The 19152-nt window shown below is 67.4% G+C and carries 20 protein-coding genes; 9 read left to right on the forward strand and 11 right to left on the reverse strand.

The features are described 5' to 3' along the window. Positions 1-382: 382 nt before the first annotated feature. The 3 genes from HZ321_RS08695 to HZ321_RS08705 all read right to left on the reverse strand — a co-directional run bounded on the left by HZ321_RS08695 (position 383) and on the right by HZ321_RS08705 (position 2886). Positions 383-1243, reverse strand: a complete 861-nt coding sequence (locus HZ321_RS08695) for a quinoprotein dehydrogenase-associated SoxYZ-like carrier (RefSeq protein WP_181701903.1) — start codon at positions 1241-1243, stop codon at positions 383-385. A gap of 193 nt (positions 1244-1436) precedes the next feature. After that, entirely contained in the window at positions 1437-2210 is a 774-nt protein-coding gene (locus tag HZ321_RS08700) for an ATP12 family chaperone protein (RefSeq protein WP_181701904.1), read from the reverse strand. Further along, complete coding sequence (locus HZ321_RS08705; RefSeq protein ID WP_181701905.1) at positions 2203-2886, reverse strand: HAD-IA family hydrolase; 684 nt, start codon at positions 2884-2886, stop codon at positions 2203-2205. The genes HZ321_RS08700 and HZ321_RS08705 overlap by 8 nt, the downstream gene beginning before the upstream one ends. A gap of 211 nt (positions 2887-3097) precedes the next feature. Between HZ321_RS08705 and HZ321_RS08710 the strand changes: the two genes are divergently transcribed. After that, positions 3098-4615, forward strand: coding sequence for an NAD(P)/FAD-dependent oxidoreductase (locus tag HZ321_RS08710; RefSeq protein ID WP_181701906.1), 1518 nt, complete (start codon positions 3098-3100; stop codon positions 4613-4615). Between the two features lie 163 nt (positions 4616-4778). Continuing rightward, entirely contained in the window at positions 4779-5252 is a 474-nt protein-coding gene (locus HZ321_RS08715) for a monooxygenase family protein (protein ID WP_181701907.1), read from the forward strand. Positions 5253-5399: 147 nt separating this feature from the next. On the opposite strand, the gene HZ321_RS08720 is transcribed toward HZ321_RS08715, so the two are convergent. The 4 genes from HZ321_RS08720 to crcB form a co-directional block, all read right to left on the reverse strand. Beyond that, positions 5400-6365, reverse strand: coding sequence for a YVTN family beta-propeller repeat protein (locus tag HZ321_RS08720; protein ID WP_181701908.1), 966 nt, complete (start codon positions 6363-6365; stop codon positions 5400-5402). Continuing rightward, the gene (locus HZ321_RS08725; protein WP_181701909.1) at positions 6365-6895 is read right to left on the reverse strand and encodes an SRPBCC family protein; all 531 of its coding nucleotides are present in this window, start codon (positions 6893-6895) and stop codon (positions 6365-6367) included. The genes HZ321_RS08720 and HZ321_RS08725 overlap by 1 nt, the downstream gene beginning before the upstream one ends. 180 nt (positions 6896-7075) lie before the next feature. After that, on the reverse strand, positions 7076-8134 hold the full coding sequence (locus tag HZ321_RS08730) for an RluA family pseudouridine synthase (RefSeq protein WP_181701910.1): 1059 nt from the start codon (positions 8132-8134) through the stop codon (positions 7076-7078). Further along, on the reverse strand, positions 8131-8514 hold the full coding sequence (crcB, locus tag HZ321_RS08735; protein ID WP_181701911.1) for a fluoride efflux transporter CrcB: 384 nt from the start codon (positions 8512-8514) through the stop codon (positions 8131-8133). Before crcB ends, HZ321_RS08730 begins: the two co-directional genes overlap by 4 nt. Positions 8515-9149: 635 nt before the next feature. On the opposite strand from crcB, the gene HZ321_RS08740 reads away from it, so the two are divergent. The 5 genes from HZ321_RS08740 to HZ321_RS08760 all read left to right on the forward strand — a co-directional run bounded on the left by HZ321_RS08740 (position 9150) and on the right by HZ321_RS08760 (position 14353). After that, positions 9150-9545, forward strand: a complete 396-nt coding sequence (locus tag HZ321_RS08740) for a hypothetical protein (RefSeq protein WP_181701912.1) — start codon at positions 9150-9152, stop codon at positions 9543-9545. Between the two features lie 216 nt (positions 9546-9761). Further along, positions 9762-11726 carry a potassium transporter Kup gene (locus tag HZ321_RS08745; RefSeq protein ID WP_181702185.1) on the forward strand — a complete coding sequence of 655 codons (1965 nt, stop codon included), beginning with the start codon at positions 9762-9764 and terminating at the stop codon, positions 11724-11726. A gap of 105 nt (positions 11727-11831) precedes the next feature. Continuing rightward, the gene (locus HZ321_RS08750) at positions 11832-12116 is read left to right on the forward strand and encodes a type II toxin-antitoxin system RelE/ParE family toxin (protein ID WP_181701913.1); all 285 of its coding nucleotides are present in this window, start codon (positions 11832-11834) and stop codon (positions 12114-12116) included. After that, positions 12113-12415, forward strand: coding sequence for a helix-turn-helix domain-containing protein (locus HZ321_RS08755; protein WP_181701914.1), 303 nt, complete (start codon positions 12113-12115; stop codon positions 12413-12415). The genes HZ321_RS08750 and HZ321_RS08755 overlap by 4 nt, the downstream gene beginning before the upstream one ends. A 48-nt stretch (positions 12416-12463) precedes the next feature. Continuing rightward, on the forward strand, positions 12464-14353 hold the full coding sequence (locus tag HZ321_RS08760) for an ABC-F family ATP-binding cassette domain-containing protein (RefSeq protein ID WP_181701915.1): 1890 nt from the start codon (positions 12464-12466) through the stop codon (positions 14351-14353). 22 nt (positions 14354-14375) lie between these two features. On the opposite strand, the gene HZ321_RS08765 is transcribed toward HZ321_RS08760, so the two are convergent. Then, positions 14376-15929, reverse strand: a complete 1554-nt coding sequence (locus tag HZ321_RS08765) for an SDR family oxidoreductase (protein ID WP_181701916.1) — start codon at positions 15927-15929, stop codon at positions 14376-14378. 194 nt (positions 15930-16123) lie between these two features. Here HZ321_RS08765 and HZ321_RS08770 point away from each other — a divergent pair, with 194 nt between their 5' ends. Further along, positions 16124-16813 (forward strand): DUF599 domain-containing protein, encoded by a 690-nt coding sequence (locus HZ321_RS08770; RefSeq protein WP_181701917.1) that lies wholly within the window; start codon positions 16124-16126, stop codon positions 16811-16813. Next, on the forward strand, positions 16810-17202 hold the full coding sequence (locus tag HZ321_RS08775; RefSeq protein WP_181701918.1) for a DUF3253 domain-containing protein: 393 nt from the start codon (positions 16810-16812) through the stop codon (positions 17200-17202). The genes HZ321_RS08770 and HZ321_RS08775 overlap by 4 nt, the downstream gene beginning before the upstream one ends. Here the strand turns inward: HZ321_RS08775 and HZ321_RS08780 are convergent, their stop codons facing one another. From HZ321_RS08780 to HZ321_RS08790, 3 genes are all read right to left on the reverse strand, one after another. Then, positions 17203-18000 (reverse strand): YdcF family protein, encoded by a 798-nt coding sequence (locus HZ321_RS08780; protein ID WP_181701919.1) that lies wholly within the window; start codon positions 17998-18000, stop codon positions 17203-17205. It lies immediately after the preceding gene. A 51-nt stretch (positions 18001-18051) separates the two neighbouring features. Continuing rightward, positions 18052-18396, reverse strand: a complete 345-nt coding sequence (locus HZ321_RS08785) for a hypothetical protein (RefSeq protein WP_181701920.1) — start codon at positions 18394-18396, stop codon at positions 18052-18054. Between the two features lie 64 nt (positions 18397-18460). Next, a complete protein-coding gene (locus tag HZ321_RS08790) occupies positions 18461-19096 on the reverse strand; it encodes an ATP-dependent Clp protease proteolytic subunit (protein WP_181701921.1) in 636 nt (211 codons plus the stop codon). Positions 19097-19152: the final 56 nt, after the last annotated feature.

Genomic DNA, 19152 nt, shown 5'->3' on the forward strand with positions numbered 1-19152 from the left:
ATACGGAGCGACGCGACACGGCGGCGCGGGGAGACGAGGCGCGGATGCGGATCGTCATATTTGACAGAGCGCGTCGAGCGTTCGAGGTTTGTTCCGCTCAAGGACGGAAGCAGGCGCGCCGGGCCAGCGGCGCGACCGGGGAGGACGGGCCACCCCGGCCAGGCGAAGGCCTCGTCGCTCGAGCAGGAGGTCCGGCCATGTCGCGAAGGCGATGGAAGCTGGAGGTCAGCCTGACGAAAAATGCGGAGCGCTGGGTTATAACGCTCCGCATAACTTTCGTCATTTGATCAAAGAGGCGGGCGGCGCGAACTGCCCGCCTCACTCCTTAGATATAGCAAGGGCGGACGCCGTTTGCACCTCTGTTTTGCGATACGGCGTTCGCTCAGGAAGCCGGGCCGAGCGGCCAGGAGCGGCGGAAACGGAGGCCTTCGGAGTCGGTGACGTCTGCCACGAGATCCTCGCCGGGTTCACGGGTGGCGTAGGTGAACTTGAAGGTCGGGTTCTCCGAGACGGAGATGCCGGACCTGATCGTCACCACCGGCTTCTGACCCTCGCTCACCACCATGTCGGTCATGAAGTGGGCCAGGATGTAGTGCAGCGTGATGTAGTTCATCTGCATGCCGGTGTAGTTCGGGTGCTTAAGCCCGACCGTCACCGTGCGTTCCACGCCCCCGCCCGGACGCTCGTGGGCGCCGGTCTCGGCGAACTCCATCTCGCCCAGAGATTTCTTGGCTACTTCCGGCAGGTCGACACCGCGGGCCGAACAGCCGCCCGATCCCTTGACGTAGCGGGCGACAGCGAAGAGCTGGCCGTCTTCGGTCTCGGCGACCAGGTGGACGTAGGAGAAGCGGTTGACGCGGATCGTGGTCTCGACGGCGGAGAGCACGGACTCGTCGCCGATCTCGAAGGTGGCGACGACCGGCGCCGGGTTTTCGTCAACGACCAGGGTGAGCGTCTTGATGCGGGACGGACCGACGGCCGGGGCGCTGGTGCGCAGCACGACCGGGATGGCGCCCGCGTCGGGGTGGTTGACCGGCGCCTCGAGCGCGATCAGGCCGGCACCGTCGCGGATCGGGCGGTTCTCGAACACGGTGGCTGCCAGATCGGGCCAGCTCGTCTCCGATTCCGCGGGAACGGCCTTCGTACCGGCGGCGGACGCCGGAAGGACGGCCGCCACGCCACAGAGCAGGCCAGCTCCGCACACACCCAACAGGCGCCGACGCGCCAGACCCATGCCGTCCATGCGTGTTCCCTCTCTTCCGGCAGATGCGCCGGTGGTCCGCGTTCCGTCGCGGTTCTCGTGAGAGATAGAGTAGCGGAAATCCGCTTTTTTTCAATTACCGGCGCCGGAAGCGGGAAGTGTACCGCCCGATGGCCGCGGTGCGGTTGAATCGGCTGGCACGCGACTGGCCGGTAGGGATTATTTCCTGGAATCGTCAGGCAATCCCGAGAACCAAGGCGGCCGCGTCGAACTCCTTGCGCCTGTAGGCCCGGCGTTCGGAGGCCTCTTCGTCGTCGCCCCAGAGCTCGATGGTCCAGTCCTCGTCGAGGTGGGCGGCATTCCAGGCCTGGTCGCCGGTGATCCGCCCTTCAAGCGCCGCAACGGCCAGGAGCACCGAGCCCATCAGAGTGGTGATCGAATGGAGAGCGGCGAGAGCGAGGGGCTCGTCGGGCATCAGGGCGCGAACCGCCGGGATCACGGCCGGGTCCTGATCGACCGGCATCACGCCCTCAACGAGCCGGAAACGGACGCCAAGTCGGTTCTCCGCCCAGGCGACGACAGGGTCCCAGGTCGCGGTCTGCCGGGCGACGAGGCGGTCGGGACCGTCGGCGCGGTAGAGGAGGAGATCGGACCCGGCGAACTTGGCGGCGTCTGCGGCAACCGCATCCATATCGGCGGCGACGCCGTCAATCGCCGAGTTGGCGAGACGGGTGAGCGGCATGACGGAGGGATCGATGTGGGTGCCCTGCCCTTCCCACTCGGCGGCGATGGCGGCGGCGGCCCGTTCGGAGGCGACGACGAGAGGATTGCGCGCAGGCGTGCGGACGGGGCGACCGTCGAGCAGGATGGCGAAACCACCGGCCTCGGGGGCGACGGCGGCGGACTTGTAGAATCGCTTGGGGAGTTCACCACGGGACAGTTCCCGCGCGCGGCGGATCGGATCCTGCTCGGCGCCGGGTGTCGCGATGTCCTCGAAGATGTCACGCATTCGGCTTTGCCTCCTCGGCGAACAACGCGTCCACGGTGGCTGGCAGGTCCGTGAAGCGGCTGAGGACAACCTCCGCCCCGACAGCAGCCAACTGAGCCGGACGGTGATAGCCCCACGCGACGCCGACGCCTCGGCAGCCCGCGGCGATCGCCATCTCGATGTCGTAGGTGGTGTCGCCGACCACGAGCGTCAAACGCGGATCGGCGCCCAGGGCGGCCATCGCGTCGAGGACCATCGTCGGATCCGGCTTGGAAGGAGCGTCGTCCGCGGTGCGGATGACCTGGAAGCGATCGGCGAGGCCGTGCAGGGCAAGGATCGCGTCGACGCCGCGGCGCGACTTGCCGGTGACAATGCCGAGCAGCAGGTCGTCACGGGCGCCGAGTTCGTCGATCACCTCCCGCGCGCCCGGGAAGAGGGGCTCGTGGTGGTCGTGGCTCTGGCGGAGTTCGAAGAAGGCTTCCTTGTAGGCGTCGACCAGGGCGTGCGGCTCGCGGTCCGGATGACCGGCGAGCAACCGGGCGATCGCGATCGGCAAGGACAGGCCGACGATGGAGAGGATCTCGTCGCGCGGCGGCGGGGCAAGATCGTGGGCCAGAAAGGCGCGCGTCATCGCGGCGACGATCATCACCTGGCTGTCGACGATGGTGCCGTCGCAGTCGAAAAGCACGAGCTTCACGTCAGAGAACCCCTTCGGTGCAGCCACTGGCCGCGTTGGGCACTCGCATACCGGTCATCGGCGCCGCGCGCCAGAGCGCACGCGCGCGCACCGGCCCGGCGATAGCGACCAGGGCAGCCGGAATTCGGCGGCCGGATTCAACCTTCCTTAGAGGCTTCAAGGCTTTAATGCCGCCGGTAAAACGCGCAAGACCGGTTAGCAGGGAGCAAGCATGAAGCGCGAGCACGCGGATGTGGCGATCATCGGCGCGGGACCGGCCGGACTGACGTCGGCCTACCAGTTGGCGAAAGCCGGCGTCTCGACGATCACCCTCGAAGCAGACCCCGTGCGCGTCGGCGGGATCAGCCGGACGGTGGATTACAAGGGCTTCCTGTTCGACATCGGCGGTCACCGCTTCTTCTCCAAGTCGCAGGAGATCGTGGCGCTGTGGGACGAACTGCTGCCGGACGATTTCATCGAGCGGCCGCGGATGTCGCGGATCTACTACAACGACCGGTTCTACTCCTATCCGCTCAACGCGTTCGAGGCGCTGAACAATCTCGGCTATGCGGAGAGCGTGCACTGCGTTCTTTCGTTTCTGAAGAGCCAGGTGTTCCCGCACCACGATCCGGCGACCTTCCACCAGTGGGTAGCCAACCAGTTCGGCGAGCGGCTGTTCTCGATCTTCTTCAAGACCTATACCGAGAAGGTGTGGGGCATGTCGTGCGACGACATCTCGGCCGACTGGGCGGCGCAGCGGATCAAGGGGCTGGACCTGTGGAGCGCGATGGCGAACGCCCTTCGCAACTCCATCCGGCCGCAAGCCGTGGCGGAGAAGAAGGACGGCGAGGTCATCAAGACGCTGATCCAGAGCTTCCGATATCCGCGCAAGGGTCCGGGCATGATGTGGGATGCCGCCGCGCGACGGGTGCGCGAGATGGGCGGCGCCATCGAAATGGGAACGACACTGACCGGGCTCTCCCACGACCCGCGCCGGGGACTCTGGTCGCTTGAAGGAACGCGTGCAGACGGGTCCAAGACCCGCTACACGGCGCACGACGTGATCTCGTCGGCGCCGATCCGCGAGCTGATCGGCATGCTCGATCTGCCGGCGGAGGCGCATGCTGCGGCCGAACGCCTGAAGTACCGCGACTTCATCACCGTGGCGCTAGTGGTGGACCGGCCGGACCTCTTCCCTGACAACTGGATCTACATCCACGAGCCCAAGGTGAAGGTGGGCCGGATCCAGAACTTCCGCTCATGGTCTCCGGAGATGGTGCCCGACGCGTCGCTGTCGTGCCTGGGGCTGGAATATTTCTGCTTCGAAGGCGACGGCCTGTGGACCGCCACCGACGAGGACCTCCTGGCGCTCGCCAGGCGGGAACTCGCCGAGATCGGCCTTGCCAGCGAGGCCGAGTGCGTGGACGGCTGCGTGGTGCGGCAGAAGAAGGCCTATCCCGTCTACGACGAGACCTACAAGGCGAGCGTGGAGACGATCCGCGGCCACCTGGAGGCGCGCTATCCGAGCCTGCACCTGGTCGGCCGGAACGGGATGCACAAGTACAACAACCAGGATCACGCGATGATGACCGGCATCCTGACCGCCAAGAACATCATCGCGGGCGAACCGATCTACGATGTGTGGGGCGTCAACGAGGATGCCGAGTATCACGAGGCCGGGGAGTCGGGGGCGGAAGAGGCCCTGAAGAGCGTTCGGATGGTGCCGGAGAGGCTGCGTCGATCCGCGTGAGGCGGCATGGCCACGCCGACCGGACTTGAACAGGACAGGGACTGGATCACCGACGCATCGGTTGTTTTTTGGTTGGGAATCAACCACGTTTTCGCGTATATTTGACAAGGTCCGACTTCGCGGTCGTGGCGTCGCATGCTTCCGATCAGAGGAGAGACCAGAGGTGGCGGTGAACGTGTCTGACCGCGTGCGGGCGCACGTCCAGGGTGATTTCGTCGTCTTCATCATCGGTCTGCGGATCAACCGGCCCTGGCGTGTAACCAGCTATCTCAGGCCGATGTTGGCGATGCGGTCTATGCTCGATGAACTGCAGCAGATCGGCCCTGACTCGGGCCTGCTTCATGTCGAGCGGGTCGGCTTCCTCACCTTCATCCAGTATTGGCGCAGCTTCGACCACCTGGAGTCCTACGCGCGCGATTCCACCAGGAAGCATCGGCCGGCTTGGACCGCCTTCAACCTCCAAATGAAGCGACGGTCGGGCGACGTCGGTCTGTTCCATGAGACCTATCTCGTGCAGGGCGGGAAGTATGAAGCGGTCTACAGAGGCATGCCGCCGACCGGCCTTGCCGTTGCCGGCGAGCAGGCTCTGGTCAACGACGCGGCCGATAGCGCGCGCCAGCGGATCTATCTGGACTAAGTTCCACCCGGGAAGCGGGCTGCAATGCAACCGCCGTTATCCGAGGTGTGCCTGCGCAAGCACCCGTCCAGCCAGACTGGCGGTGGCGAGTAGGCGCCCCGCCCCGTGTCCGCCGCGCGCCATGGCGGAAAGACTGCCCGCCCCGCTCTAACGGGAGGTCGTGCGGCGGATGAAGGCGCCGAAGGCTCGCGGGCCGGTGCCGACGTCGACTTCGTCGGCGACTTCGAGGGTTTCAACGTCGATGGAGAAGAAGGCATCGTCGCCCCAGGCGGCGGCCCAGACCTTGCGGCCGTCACGGGCGGTCTCGATGCCTTCCGGGAAGGACGGCGTGTCGATGGTGGCGACCGTCTGCAGGGTGCCGGTGTCGAAGACGGTGACGGTGTCGGCGTGCTGGTCGGTGACGAAGGCGCGGGTGCCGGCGAGCGCGATGCCGTAGGGCGTGTCGCCGACGGGGACGCGGGTGATTTCCCGCCGTCCGGCGAGGTCGACGACGGAGACGTCGTTGGACATCACGTTGGCGGCGTAGGCGCGCTTGCCGTCCGGGGCGATCGTCACGGCGAAGGGATGTGTTCCGACCGGGATGGTGCCGGTGACCTTGCGGGTCGCGAGGTCGACCACGGACAGGCGGTCGTCGTCGCGGTCGCAGGAGAGGAGCGTCCGGCCGTCCGGGGTGATCGCCATGCCGGCGGGCGCGCGACCGACCGGGATGCTGGCGACCACGGCGTTGCTGGCCGTGTCGATGACGAGGATGGCGTTGTTGAACCAGTCGGCGACGTAGAGCCACGCGGCGTCCGGAGACAGGACGATGCCGACGGGGCCGCCCTCGATGGGGATCCGCGCCACAACCGTACGGGCGGCGGCATCGATGACGGTGACGACCTTGCCCTCGGGGCTGGTGACATAGGCGCGTGAGCCGTCCGGCGAGACCGCGACGCCGGCAGGCTTGCCGCCGACCGGGATGGTGGCGACGACGGTCGCTGTCTCGAGGTCGACGACGGAAACGTCGTCGCTCTGCTGGTTGGTGACGAAGGCCTCGTCGGCGCGCGCCGGACCTGCCGCCGCCAGGAGACAGAGGGCGCCGGCCAGAACCAGCGCCCTGCCCCGGGCCAGCATCAGCTGCCGCCCTCGACCTTCTTCTTCAGGCCGTCGAGGCCGGCGTTGTAGAGGTCGGTGACCGCCTTCACGGCCGCCTCGTCGGAGAGTTCCGGCGGCGGATCGTTGTTCGGATAGCCGCGATAGAAGGCGCCCCACCAGGTGACGGTGGACTTGCCGCCGGCGTCCTTGACGGTGATGCGCGAGGAGTAGTTGGTGACCGGCAGGAACTTGATGTTGTCGGCTTCGGCCCGGTACATGAACATCATCTTGGCGGCGTCGAACTTGTCCATCTTCTCGACCAGCTTCTCGCCGTTCTCGAGGGTGATGGTGCGCGTCGCGCCGACTTCGCTGCCGCTACCCTCGACGCTCTTCACGCCCGGGATCCACGACAGGTCCTGGAAATTGCTGACCACGGCCCAGACCTTGTCGGCGGGGGCGTCGATCTCGCGGGTGACCTCGATCTTCTGCCGGGTCGGCCCGTGGGCCTCCGCGACGACCGGCACCAGGGCCACGGCGCCCGCGACCAGCGCCCAAAGCAAGCTCTTCATAGGCAAATTCCTCCGTCCCTGCAGCGGCCTCCAGCGGTTATCCCTCTCGGATCCGCCGGTAGCAGTCATAAGGTGCCCCGAAAGGGCGGCCGTCAGGTGCGGAGTATTCTCGCGTCCGCTTCGTGGCGCAATGGCGACGAAGGTGCACTGACTTAAGGTCGCACCTTTCGGGATCTTGTCTCAATCCTCCGGGAATTCCGTGTCGTCGCCGGTGGGATCGTTGACCTCGAAACCGAGCAGGTTCCAGGACTGCATCATGTGCGGCGGCAGCGGCGCGGTGACGTCGATGACGCCCTTGCCGGAGGGGTGGGGAATCGTCAGGCGGCGCGCCAGCAGATGCAGCCGGTTCTGGATGCCTCCCGGAAGCTCCCAGTTCTCGATGTCGAAGTAGCGGGGATCGCCGATGATCGGGTGGCCCATCGCCTGGCAGTGGACGCGGAGCTGGTGGGTGCGGCCGGTGGTCGGCTTCATGGTGAGCCAGGAGAGCTTGCCGCCTGCATGGTCCACGGTGGAATAGAAGGTGATGGCGTGCTGCGCATCCTTCTCGCCGTGCTTGGCGACGACCATCATGTCGCCATCGGGGCTGGCGACGCGCTTCAGGTGCGTGGAGATGCGGCCTTGGGCGGGCCGCGGCTGACCGTAGACGAGGGCCCAGTAGATCTTGCGGGCCGAGCGGGTCTGGAACGTCTTGGCGAGCGTGGCGGCGGCGAGCCGGGTGCGGGCGACCAGCAGGCAGCCGGAGGTTTCGCGGTCGAGCCGGTGGACGAGGCGCGGACGGACGCCCTTCTTGTCGCGGAACACCTCCAGCATGCCGTCGATGTGGCGGGTCATGCCCGAACCGCCCTGCACTGCGAGACCGGCGGGCTTGTTGAAGACGAAGCAGTGCTCGTCCTCGTAGAGCATCAGCGAACGCAGGTAGTCGGCCTCGTTCGCCGAGGGGGTCTGCTTGGGGCGGGCCATCGGCGCGCCGTTGTCGACGAAGGAGGCGGAGGACTCGGCCGCGTCGCCGAACTGCAGGGGCGGCACGCGCACGACCTGCCCTGCTGCGACGCGGGCGGCGGTGTCGACGCGCTTGCCGTCGACGCGGACCTGGCCGGAGCGGATCAGCTTCTGCAGGCGTCCGAAGCCGAGGCCCGGATAGTGCTCCTTAAACCAGCGGTCGAGGCGCAGACCCGCTTCGTCCTTTTCCACGGTCCGCAGCTCGACGCGCGGCCCGGTGCCGGCGGCTTCTTCAGTCATGACAGGGTCCTCACGATCGCAAGACCCGCAACCAGGCCCGCGAGAGATAAAAGGATCGATCCGGCCACGTAGGCACCGGCGGCCAGGATGGCGCCGCGCTCCCACAGGGTGACCGCGTCGAGGGAGAAGGACGACAGCGTCGTGAAGCCGCCGAGGAAGCCGGTGGCGACGAACAGGCGGAGCGCCTGCGAGCCGTCGAGCTTCAAGGCGAGGAGCTCGATGAACACGCCCATCAGGAAGGAGCCGGCGACATTGACCGCGAAGGTGCCCCACGGGAAGTCGGGCCCGGCGAGCCGCAGGGCAGCCATGTTGACCAGGTGCCGGCAGACGGACCCGGCGGCGCCGCCCAGCGCGACGAGCAGGAGATGAAGAGGCGACATGGCGGACCGGGGGGGTGCGACGGATTTCAGGCGGGGGATAGCACGGGCGCGCCGTTCAGGCGAGCCGCAACGCGGCGGGCGGCAGCGGGATTCGAAGGCTTCTCACCGGCATCGGCGGTCGGTCGATCCGATTCGCAGTCGCCGGAGATCGGTTTGCTGCGTTGCACAATGCGTTGCTTGATAGGTACGGCCTATCAAGACTGAATCGAGGATCGACAGGGCGCACAGTTCGTACAAGCCCGGAATACGGGGGTTTCCGTATTCAGAAAAAGTATGTTCGGTGTTCAAAACAATTGGGATGGATCTAAACGGTTTAGACCCAGTTCAATCGGTTAAGCCGATCAAGCGCCTCTTCCGCGTGCAGCGCAACAGGAGTAGGTTCACCTCATGCCGATGACGCAGACGGTGCAGCCCGCAAGGGCAGGCCTGGAGCGGATGAGGCGAAGAAATCTGCCGGAGCCGGATCGCTCATCCTCCCAAGACCCGATCCGACGCCGGCATCCGGAGACAGGCACCATCCCTCCCAAAGGTGCCGCTCCGGCCCCCATCGCGGTGGTCCCTCCCACCGCCCTGCAGGTCGGGCGCAGCGCGCAACCCTCTGACATGCGCTGCGTCCACATTCGGAGACCACGACCATGAAGACCCGTCTTGTCGTTCCCGCAGTCGCCGCCGTCGCTCTTGTCGCCGGCGCCGCCTTCTTCGCCGCCCAGACCGCCGAAGCCACCGATGTGGGCCTGCTGGCCACCGGCGGCATGGTCCACAAGGCCGGCCAGGGTTTCGATTACGAGGTCGGCTCCAAGCACGCGGTCGGCTACTTCACCGCCAAGGGCTCGGACTGCGCGCTGACGGTGATCATCTCGGATCGCGTCACCGATGACGGTGTCGCCGCCCAGGGCGCCCGGGTTCGCGTCAACGTCGCCGGCGGCGCCGACGCGCTGCTCGAAACCGCCGACGGCAAGGGCCTGCAGGTCAGCTGCGCGAGCGACGCCAAGCATGTGACCGTGACGCCGCTGGCGTCCGGCAACATCTGATAAGCCATCCGAAAAACGCCTTCGAACGGGCGGCCGGAACGACGGAACAGTCGTCTCGGCCGCCCGTTCGGCTTGTGCGGGCGCGGCATGCGCAGGAATACCGGGACGTGGGACGACGGGACGGTTGCACTTGCGAACTGCCCCGGTATCCCTTAGATGCTCAGCCCGCCGATCGAGCCGACGTCCATCGACGTCCGATCGCTGATATGGTTCGACATGAGCGACACCAATCCGAGCGGGAGCGCCGCCGAGGCCGGTCAGGCCCGGCCGACCCAACAGGCTCCTTCCGACAAGATTCCCGAGCATGACGCGAACGGCCACGGTCATGCCAAGGCCAGTGTCGCAGGCCTTGCGCTCGGCTCGGTGGGCGTCGTTTACGGCGATATCGGCACCAGCCCGCTCTACGCCTTCCGCGAGGCGCTCGCCCATTCCGCAACGGACGGGCTGACGCGCGCGGAGGTGACCGGCGTGGCGTCGCTGCTGATCTGGGCGCTGACCATCGTCGTCACGATGAAATACGTGCTGTTCGTGATGAACGCGGACAACCGCGGCGAAGGCGGAACGCTGTCGCTGCTGGCGCTGGCCAAGGGGGCGCTCGGCGGACGCACGCTGGCGGTGTTCGTCATCGGCGTGCTCGGCGCGTCGCTGTTCTATGGCGACGCCGTTATCACGCCGGCGATCTCGGTTCTGTCGGCGGTCGAAGGCCTCAAGCTCGTCACCCCCGCCTTCGAGACGGCAGTCGTGCCGCTGACCATCCTGATCCTGGTCGTGCTGTTCGCCATGCAGAGCATCGGCACCGGGAAGGTGGCAACGCTGTTCGGGCCGATCACCGCTTTCTGGTTCATCTGCATGGCGGTCTCGGGGCTGATCCACATCGGCGACGACCCCGACATCCTGTGGGCGCTGAGCCCGCTTGCGGCGGCCAGCTTCATCGTGGAGCACGGGTTCCTGGCGCTGGTGGTGCTCGGATCGGTGTTCCTGGCGGTGACGGGCGCGGAGGCGCTCTACGCGGACATGGGACACTTCGGCCGGCGACCGATCCGGCTCGCCTGGTTCTGCCTGGTGTTCCCGTCACTGACGCTCAACTATCTCGGCCAGGGCGCGCTGGTGCTGGCGCATCCGGTGGCGATGGAGAACCCGTTCTTCCTGCTGGTGCCGGAGTGGGCCCGCCTGCCCTACGTGATCCTCGCCACCGTGGCGACCGTGATCGCCAGCCAGGCCGTGATCACCGGGGCGTTCTCGCTGACGCAGCAGGCGGTGCAGCTCGGCCTGCTGCCGCGGCTGGAAAGCCGGCACACCTCCGAGACGCAGGCCGGGCAGATCTACATGCCGCGGGTGAACTGGATGCTGCTGGCAGGCGTGCTGACGCTGGTCATCTTCTTCCAGTCGTCCACCGCGCTCGCCTCGGCCTACGGCATCTCGGTGACCGGCGAGATGGTGATGACGTCGCTGCTCGCCTTCATCGTGGTGTGGAAGGCCTGGAAGAAGCCGCTGGTGGTGGCCATCGCGCTGGTGGCGCCGTTCCTGGCGCTGGAGCTGATCTTCCTTTCCGCGAACATGCTCAAGGTGCTCGACGGCGGCTACGTGCCACTGATGCTGGCCGCGACGATCACCATCACCATGTGGACGTGGGTGCGCGGCACCAACATCGTGTTCGAAAAGTCGCACCGGGAGAGTGTGCCGCTGATCGAGCTCTGCAAGATGCTGGAGAAGTCGCACCCGGTGCGCGTGCCCGGCACGGCCGTGTTCCTGACCTCCGACCCGGAGATCGCACCGAGCGCGCTGATGCACAACCTCAAGCACAACACGGTTCTGCACAGCAAGAACGTGGTGCTGACGGTGAAGGTGGCCACCGCGCCGCGCGTGCCGGAGAACGAACGGATCAAGATCGATCCGCTCAACGAGGACTTCACGCGGGTGACGTTGACCTTCGGCTACATGGAGACGCCGAACGTGCCGAAGGCGCTGGGGCTCGGCCGCAAGCTGGGGCTGAAGTTCGACATCATGTCGACCTCCTTCTTCCTCAACCGCCGCTCGTTCCGCGCGTCGCCGCAGTCGGGCATGCCGATATGGCAGGACCGCCTGTTCATCGCCCTCACCCGCATGGCCGCCAACGCCACCGACTTCTACCGCATCCCGTCCAACCGCGTGGTGGAGCTGGGGCAGCAGTTCACGGTGTGACTGTTCTTGACGTGTTCCGTCTGAAGGCGCAGTCTTTCGACAATGGGCGGGCTGCACGTCGTCGTGGAAACCGACTGGTTTCTGACGGACTGTCGAAGTACAGGCATGGATGACGGTGAACGGACGCGCATCGTCCTTGCCTATGCTGCAGAACCTGATCTCGGTGATGAAATCCGCGGGACAGGCGGACTTCGAAAAGCGCGGTTTGCGCGCCCCGGTACCGGCAAGCGAGGCGGCTACCGCGTGCTGTCTGCCTACATCGGCCCCAACTCGCCGGTTTACCTCATGGCGGTGTTGAAGAAGACCGAAAGGGCCAACTTCACCGCAGCCGAAACGGCCTCACTTTCCAGGCTGGTCGCCGCGCTAAAGGCCGAAGCGAGGACACGATGAAGGACAGGAGCCTATTCGACCGCGTTACCGCCGGCCTGGAGCAGGCTATCGCACATCAGCGCGGGGATGCTGTCGGAGCTCTGGCAGCGTTCGTCCCGGCGGACGCCGACGTCCGGGCGGTCCGCGCTCGGATCGGCCTGACGGAAGAACAGTTCGCGGCAAAGATGCAGGTTTCCCTGGCGACGCTGAGGGACTGGGAACAGGGCCGGCTTGTTCCGGACGGGCCGGCGAGGGTGCTGCTTGCCCTGCTCGACCGCAATCCAAGAATCGTCGAGGAAACCCTGGGCAACGTGGCCTGAGGGTTCCCCCTTGCCTTTCCGGTCGGGGTCCGGCATCACGCGCGGGCCATGCTGACGATTTCCGATCTCACCTTTCGCATCGGGGGGCGCGTGCTCCTGGAGAAGGCTTCCGTCGTGATCCACGACGGGGCGAAGGTCGGGCTCGTCGGGCGGAACGGGACGGGCAAGACGACGCTGTTCTCGCTGATCGCGGGCGAGCTTTCGGCCGAGAGCGGCACGATCGAGATGAAGCGGGCCGCCAAGCTGGGGCGGGTGGCGCAGGAGGCGCCGGGAACGGCGCAGAGCCTGATCGATTTCGTGCTCGCCGCCGACACCGAACGGGTGGCGTTGCTGGCTGAGGCGGAGACGGCGACGGATCCGCACCGGATCGCGGAGATCCAGGTGCGGCTCGCCGACATCCACGCCCACAGCGCGGAAGCGCGGGCGGCGACCATCCTCGCCGGCCTCGGCTTCGATGCGGCGGACCAGTTGCGGCCTTGCGCGGACTTCTCCGGTGGCTGGCGGATGCGGGTGGCGCTCGCCGCCGTGCTGTTCGCCGAGCCGGACCTGCTGCTCCTCGACGAGCCGACCAACTACCTGGATCTGGAAGGGACGCTCTGGCTGCAGGCCTACGTGCAGAAGTATCCGCACACGGTGCTGCTGATCAGCCACGACCGCGACCTCCTGGACACCGCCGTCGACCACATTTGCCACCTGGACCAGCAGCGGCTGACGCTGTGGCGCGGTGGCTATTCGTCGTTCGCCCGGCAGCGGCGGGAGAAGATGCTGCTGCAGGAGAAGGCGCGCGAGAAGTCGGAAGCGCGGCGCAAGCACCTGCAGGCCTTCGTCGACCGGTTCAAGGCCAAGGCGTCCAAGGCGCGGCAGGCGCAGAGCCGCGTCAAGATGCTGGAGCGGATGGAGACGATCGAGGCGGTGGTGGAGGAGAACGTGACGCCGATCACGTTCCCCAACCCGAAGGCGCGGATCGCGCCGCCGGTGCTCGCCTTCGAGAAGGTGACGATCGGCTATGACCGGGCGAAGCCGGTGCTGAAGAACCTGACGCTGCGGGTCGACGACGACGACCGCATCGCGCTGCTCGGCAAGAACGGCAACGGCAAGTCGACGCTCGCCAAGCTGATCTCCGGGCGGCTGGAGCCGTTCGAAGGGCGGGTGACGAAGGCGTCCAAGCTGGAGATCGCCTATTTCGCGCAGCACCAGCTGGACGAGCTTCGGCCGGACGAGAGCGCGGTGGAGCACGTTCGCCGGCTGATGGTGACCGAGCCGGAGGCCAAGGTGCGCTCGCGCGTGGCGCGGATGGGGCTGGAGACGTCCAAGATGGACACGCCGGCAAGGGAGCTTTCGGGCGGCGAGAAGGCGCGGCTTCTGCTGGGGCTTGCCACCTTCCACGCGCCCAACCTGATCATCCTGGACGAGCCGACCAACCACCTGGATATCGACAGCCGCGAGAGCCTGATCGAGGCGTTGAACACCTTCGAGGGCGCGGTGATCCTGATCAGCCACGACCGGCATCTCGTCGAGGCGACGGCGGACCGGCTGTGGCTGGTGGCCGACGGCGCGGTGACGCCGTTCGACGGCGACATGGACGACTACCGCCGCTACGTGCTGTCCGGGCCCGCCGTGGAGCGGCGCGACGGCAACGGGGCCGACAAGGTCACCAACGCGGACCGGCGGCGGCAGGCGGCCGAGCGGCGCGCGCAACTGGCGCCGCTGCGCAAGAAGATCCAGGCGGTGGAGAGCCGCATCGAGGCCCTCAAGAAGACGCTGAAGGGGCTGGACGACCAGTTGGCCGACCCTGCCCTGTTCACCCGCGACCCAGCCAAGGGCGCCCGGCTCTCCAAGGACCGTGCCGATACCCAGGGGGCGATCGACGCGGCCGAGGAAGAGTGGCTGGAGCTTTCCGGCGACTACGAAGCCGCGGAGCTGGAATCGACGGGCTGACAGGCCCGCCGCCGGCCCGATCTCAGTACCATTCGTACCAGCGGCGCGGACGCCCGCCCGCCCAATACGGAATATGGCGGCGAGCGCGATCGGCTTCGTCCGCCGCAGCTTGCGCCGCTTCGGCCGCCGAGTCGCGGCCGTAGGCGCCGGCACGGTTCAGGGCGCGCCCGGCGACGTCGCCGAGCCGGCTTGCCGCAGCGCCCGCATAACCGCCGACGCGGCTTGCCGCATCCCCCGCGTAACCACCGACTCGATAGGCTGCATCCCCGGCATAGCCGCCCAGGCGGCTGGCGGTGTCACCGGCATAGACGCCCGCCTCGTGGGCGACCTCGCGGCTACGCTCGGCATAGGTGGGCCGGTGCGGCGCGAACCAGGACCGGTGGGTCCGACTTGGCGTGGCGAGGGCGCTCAGGCGATGTCCAGCGTCGCTGGCGACGCGTCCCGCGCCGTGGGTCCAGTCACCCAGGGTGTCGGCCGCCCTGCCCGCCCAGTGACCGAGCGCGCTGTCGGAGACCCAGCCGCGCCAGCCGTGGTGACGTTCCTGCCAGGGCCAGCGGCCCGTCCGGGAGTGCTGGACGAGGCAGTAGCCGGCGCCAAGGGCGACGGCGGCGATCAGCATGGCGGCGCCGGGGCGGAGCTTCAGGGCCGTGTAGAGCGACAGTTCGCGCCCACCGAGGCCGCTGAGGCCGCGTTCCGAGCCGTCGCGCTTGGGGCCGTCGAGGTTGTCGCGAACGTCGTCGGCACCGGAATTCGGCCGATCCTGCGTCTGCTGGCCGGACCAGAAGGTGGACTGCACGGTGTCGAAGAGCATCGGGAAGGTGCGGCGCAGGACGACCATCGCCTTGCCGGCCCCGCCGACGTACATCTCGCGGCGCGGGTTTTCGGCGCAGTAGAGGATCGCGCGGGCGACAAGCTCGGGCGCGTAGCGCGGCGGCGGGGTCTTCGGCTCGCGGTCCAGATAGTTGCGGGCGTGGTCGACGTAGGGCGTATCGATCGACGTGGGCTTGATCAGGCTCACCGAGATCGGGAACTCCTCCGCGTCGATGTCCATGCGCAGCGCGTCGGTGAAGCCCTTCAGCGCGTGCTTGGAGGCGACGTAGGGGCCCTGCAGCGGCACCGCGATCTCGGAGAGGACGCTGCCGATGTTGATGATCGCGCCGCCTCGGTCTTTCAGGTGGCGGACGGCCTCCAGCGTGCCATAGACGACGCCCCAGTAGTTGGTTTCGAAGAGCTGACGGTGGTCGGCGAGCGGGACCTCGTCGAGGAAGCCGTAGATGGCGACGGCGGCGGCGTTCACCCAGGTGTCGAAGCCGCCGAAGCGCTCGATGGCGAGTTCGGCGATCTTGTGGACGTCCTCTTCCTTGCTCACGTCCGCCATGATGAACTCAACGGGGGTCCCGTCCATGCGCAGTTCTTCGGCGATGGCGGCCAGCGCCTCGCCGTTGCGAGCGGCGAGCACGAGAGCGGCGCCGCGGCGGGCCGCCATGCGGGCGGTGACGAGACCGATGCCGCTGGACGCGCCGGTGATCACGATGACCTGGTCCCGGACAGGGCGAAGGCGGATACGACCGAACATGGGTGGATTCTCCAAGGGTATGCGGGCGCGGCGCGCCGATAGCGATGGTTCGGGAGGGAAAGACCGAGGGGGCGGGGTTTGTTCCGGGCGGGCCGGGTCACCTTTCGGTCCGGCCAAGATGACGCTGCGGACTTGAAAAGCCAGGCGATGGCCCGCACGGTCGATTTCTCACCCCTCGGCGGAGTCGCAGCGCCTTGAGCAGCTTCACCACCCTCGATCTCATCGCCGTCGGCTGGTTCCTCGGTGTCTGGCTGTTCCTGTCCTGGCTGACCGAGTTCAGCCCGTTCCGGACGTTCTCGCTCACCTTTTCGATGAACGGCGCGCGGCGGGACTGGATCGAGCGGATGGCGGAGCGGGAGCTCCGGATGATCGACACGTCGATCATGGCGGGCCTGCAGAACGGCACGGCCTTCTTCGCCTCCACCTCGTTGCTGGCGATCGGCGGCTGCTTCGCCCTGCTCAACTCCACCGACCGGGTGATCGAGGTGTTCCAGGAACTGCCCTACGTGGTGGCGGTCAGCCGAGGCATCTACGAGGCCAAGGTGCTGGGGCTGATCGTCATCTACGCCTACGCTTTCTTCAAGTTCGGCTGGGCCTACCGGGTGTTCAACTACGCCTCGATCCTGATCGGGGCGGTGCCGATGCGCGACAAGGCGGGAACGGCGGAGATGCGGCGCGCGGTGGACCGGGCGGCGACGATGACCGTGCTCGCGGGGCGGCACTTCAACCGGGGCCTCCGGGCCTTCTTCATGTCGATCGGCTATCTCGGCTGGTTCCTGGGGCCGGTTCCCCTTGTGGCGGGCGCGAGCTTCGTGTTCATCGTGCTGATCCGGCGCCAGTTCTTCTCCGATTCCCGCGCCGCAGTGACAGAGCCGCAAGAATGATCGATCCCAAGCGCGTCAAGGCCGCGGAGCTCCGCGAGAAGATTCTCGAGCTCGCGGAGGCGCGCAGCGCCACCGGCGGCAAGGTGGACCCGATGGAGGTCGCCGTGGCGATCGCCGGCAAGGACGAGAAGTTGTGGCGGCGGCTGATGAAGCCGATCAAGGATGAAGTGTCTCGGCTGGCGCTCGACGGGGCGATCGTGGTGGTGCGCAAGAAGAAGGCGGTGGATCCCAAGCGGATCCGCGGCCTCTACCGCTTCCGCAAGCTGGCCGCCGGCGAGGAGCCGCCGGTGTTCGAGGATGGCGGCGACGACGATCTCGGCGATGATCCGGATGACCTCGACGATCTCGATCTCCTCGACGGAAGCGACGAGGACGACGACGAGGACTGATCAGGGCTCGGGGAAGAGCGCGTCCGTGTAGCCCATGAAGCGGTAGGCGGCGAGGCCGAGCCATTCGCGGACGGCGATATCTGCGATGAACAGCCCCTCGCTGGCATACTGCCTGCCCATCACCTTGAGCGCGCCGACCGTCCGGAAATCCACGGGATAGGCGGTGATCCCCGGCCAGCCCGCGGCGCGGAAGACGCCGACGGATCGGGGCATGTGGAAGGCGGAGGTGACCAGCAACCAGCGCTCGCCCGGCTGCGGCTGGACGAGATCGTAGCTGAACGCGGCGTTCTCGCGGGTGTTGCGCGACTTGTCCTCCAGGATCAGCCGGTCGCGCGGTAGGCCCATCGCGGCAAACACCTTGTCCGCCACCCAGGCCTCCGAAGGCTCGTCCATGAGGACAGCTGCCGATCCGCCGGTGAAGACGATCCTGGCGTTCGGGTAGCGGCGAGCGAGGCCGGCGACGAGCAGCAGCCGTTCGGCCCCGTCCAGCATCTGCGGCTGGTCGCGCCACTTGGCGGTGCCGACGGTGTCCACGGTCCCGCCGAGGACGATGATGCCGGTCGGGGGCTCGGGCAAGGTCTCCACGATGGGGAAACGCTTCTCCAGCGGCTCCATCAGCACGGTGGAGAGCGGCGTCCAGGCCAGCGCGACGAGGGCCACGAAGGCCGTCCAGAACAGCACCGGCCCGGTCCGGCGGCGGCCGAAGCGCGGGGCGGCCAGCCCTGCGATCATCATCAGGATGATCAGGTTCGATGGACGCAGGACCAGGAAGGCGAGCTTCGAGAGAACGAAGAACATGGCTTCATGGGGTTCGGGCAGGCGGCCGTTCGGCTGCCGCCGCGCGCACGGTCACTCGGGCGAGAGAACGCGGCCGGGCACGTTGCCGACCTTGCCCTCGTAGGACACCTCGCACCAGCGCTCGTCGAGGAGCTTCAGCTGCTCCTTGCGCGAGCCGAACTGCCAGGCGCCGAAGGGGATTTCCTTGCGGCACCACCGCAGCACGATGCCGGACGCGCCGGCCGGCAGCGAGCCGACCTTGGCGGCCTTCTCCGACATGTCGGCGTAGAGCGGCGCGGCGCCGTCGGCGCGCAAGGTGTAGGTGATGTCGTAGGGGCTGGGTGCGACGGCCCCGGCCGCGGTTGCCAACACCAGGGCGACGGCAAGCGCCGGTCCCCCGACCGACAGACGCATCATGGCAGGTCCCCCACCTGTTCGATCGCGGCGAACGGGCGCCCCTCGAGGGCGCCCGCGCCGGTGCTCAGCTCTTGATCTCGTTGGCCGACGAGACGATGTGGCCGGCGAGGCCGTAGTCGATGGCTTCTTCCGCACTCATCCAGTAGTCGCGGTCGGTGTCCTTCTCGATGCGCTCGATGGGCTGGCCGGTCGCGTTGGAGAAGATCCGGTTCAGGCGGTCGCGCATCTTGAGGATCTCGCGCGCCTGGATCTCGATGTCGGTGGCCATGCCGCCGGTGCCGCCGGACGGTTGATGAAGCAGGAAGCGGGTGTTCGGCGTGCAGAAGCGACGCTCCTTGGGCACCGACACGAAGATCAGCGCGCCGGCGCTCGCCACCCAGCCGGTGCCGAGAATGTTCACCGGGGCGGGCACGAAGCGGATCATGTCGTGGATCATGTCGCCGCTCTCGACGTGGCCGCCGGGCGAGGAGACGATCACGGTGATCGGATCGGTGTGGCTGGCCTCGGCGAGGGCGAGCAGGCGCGCGGTCACGTCGCGGGCCAGTTCCTGCTGGATCGGGCCGGTGATCAGGACGGTGCGCGACTTGAAGAGATACTTGTCGACCTGCGGGGCGGCAGCAGCGTCCTTGGCCTTTTCGTCCTTCTCGTCCTCATCGTCCAGACGAGCCTTCCAGCGGGAAGCGGTATCCTTGGAGATCATGGGCACCTTCTTTAGGTGTTCGAGCCTGATCCGGAGCCAGCCGGATCCCAAATCAG

Origin of the sequence: Chthonobacter albigriseus, assembly GCF_013839445.1 — a bacterium.
In the GTDB taxonomy this organism is placed as follows: domain Bacteria; phylum Pseudomonadota; class Alphaproteobacteria; order Rhizobiales; family Pleomorphomonadaceae; genus Chthonobacter; species Chthonobacter albigriseus.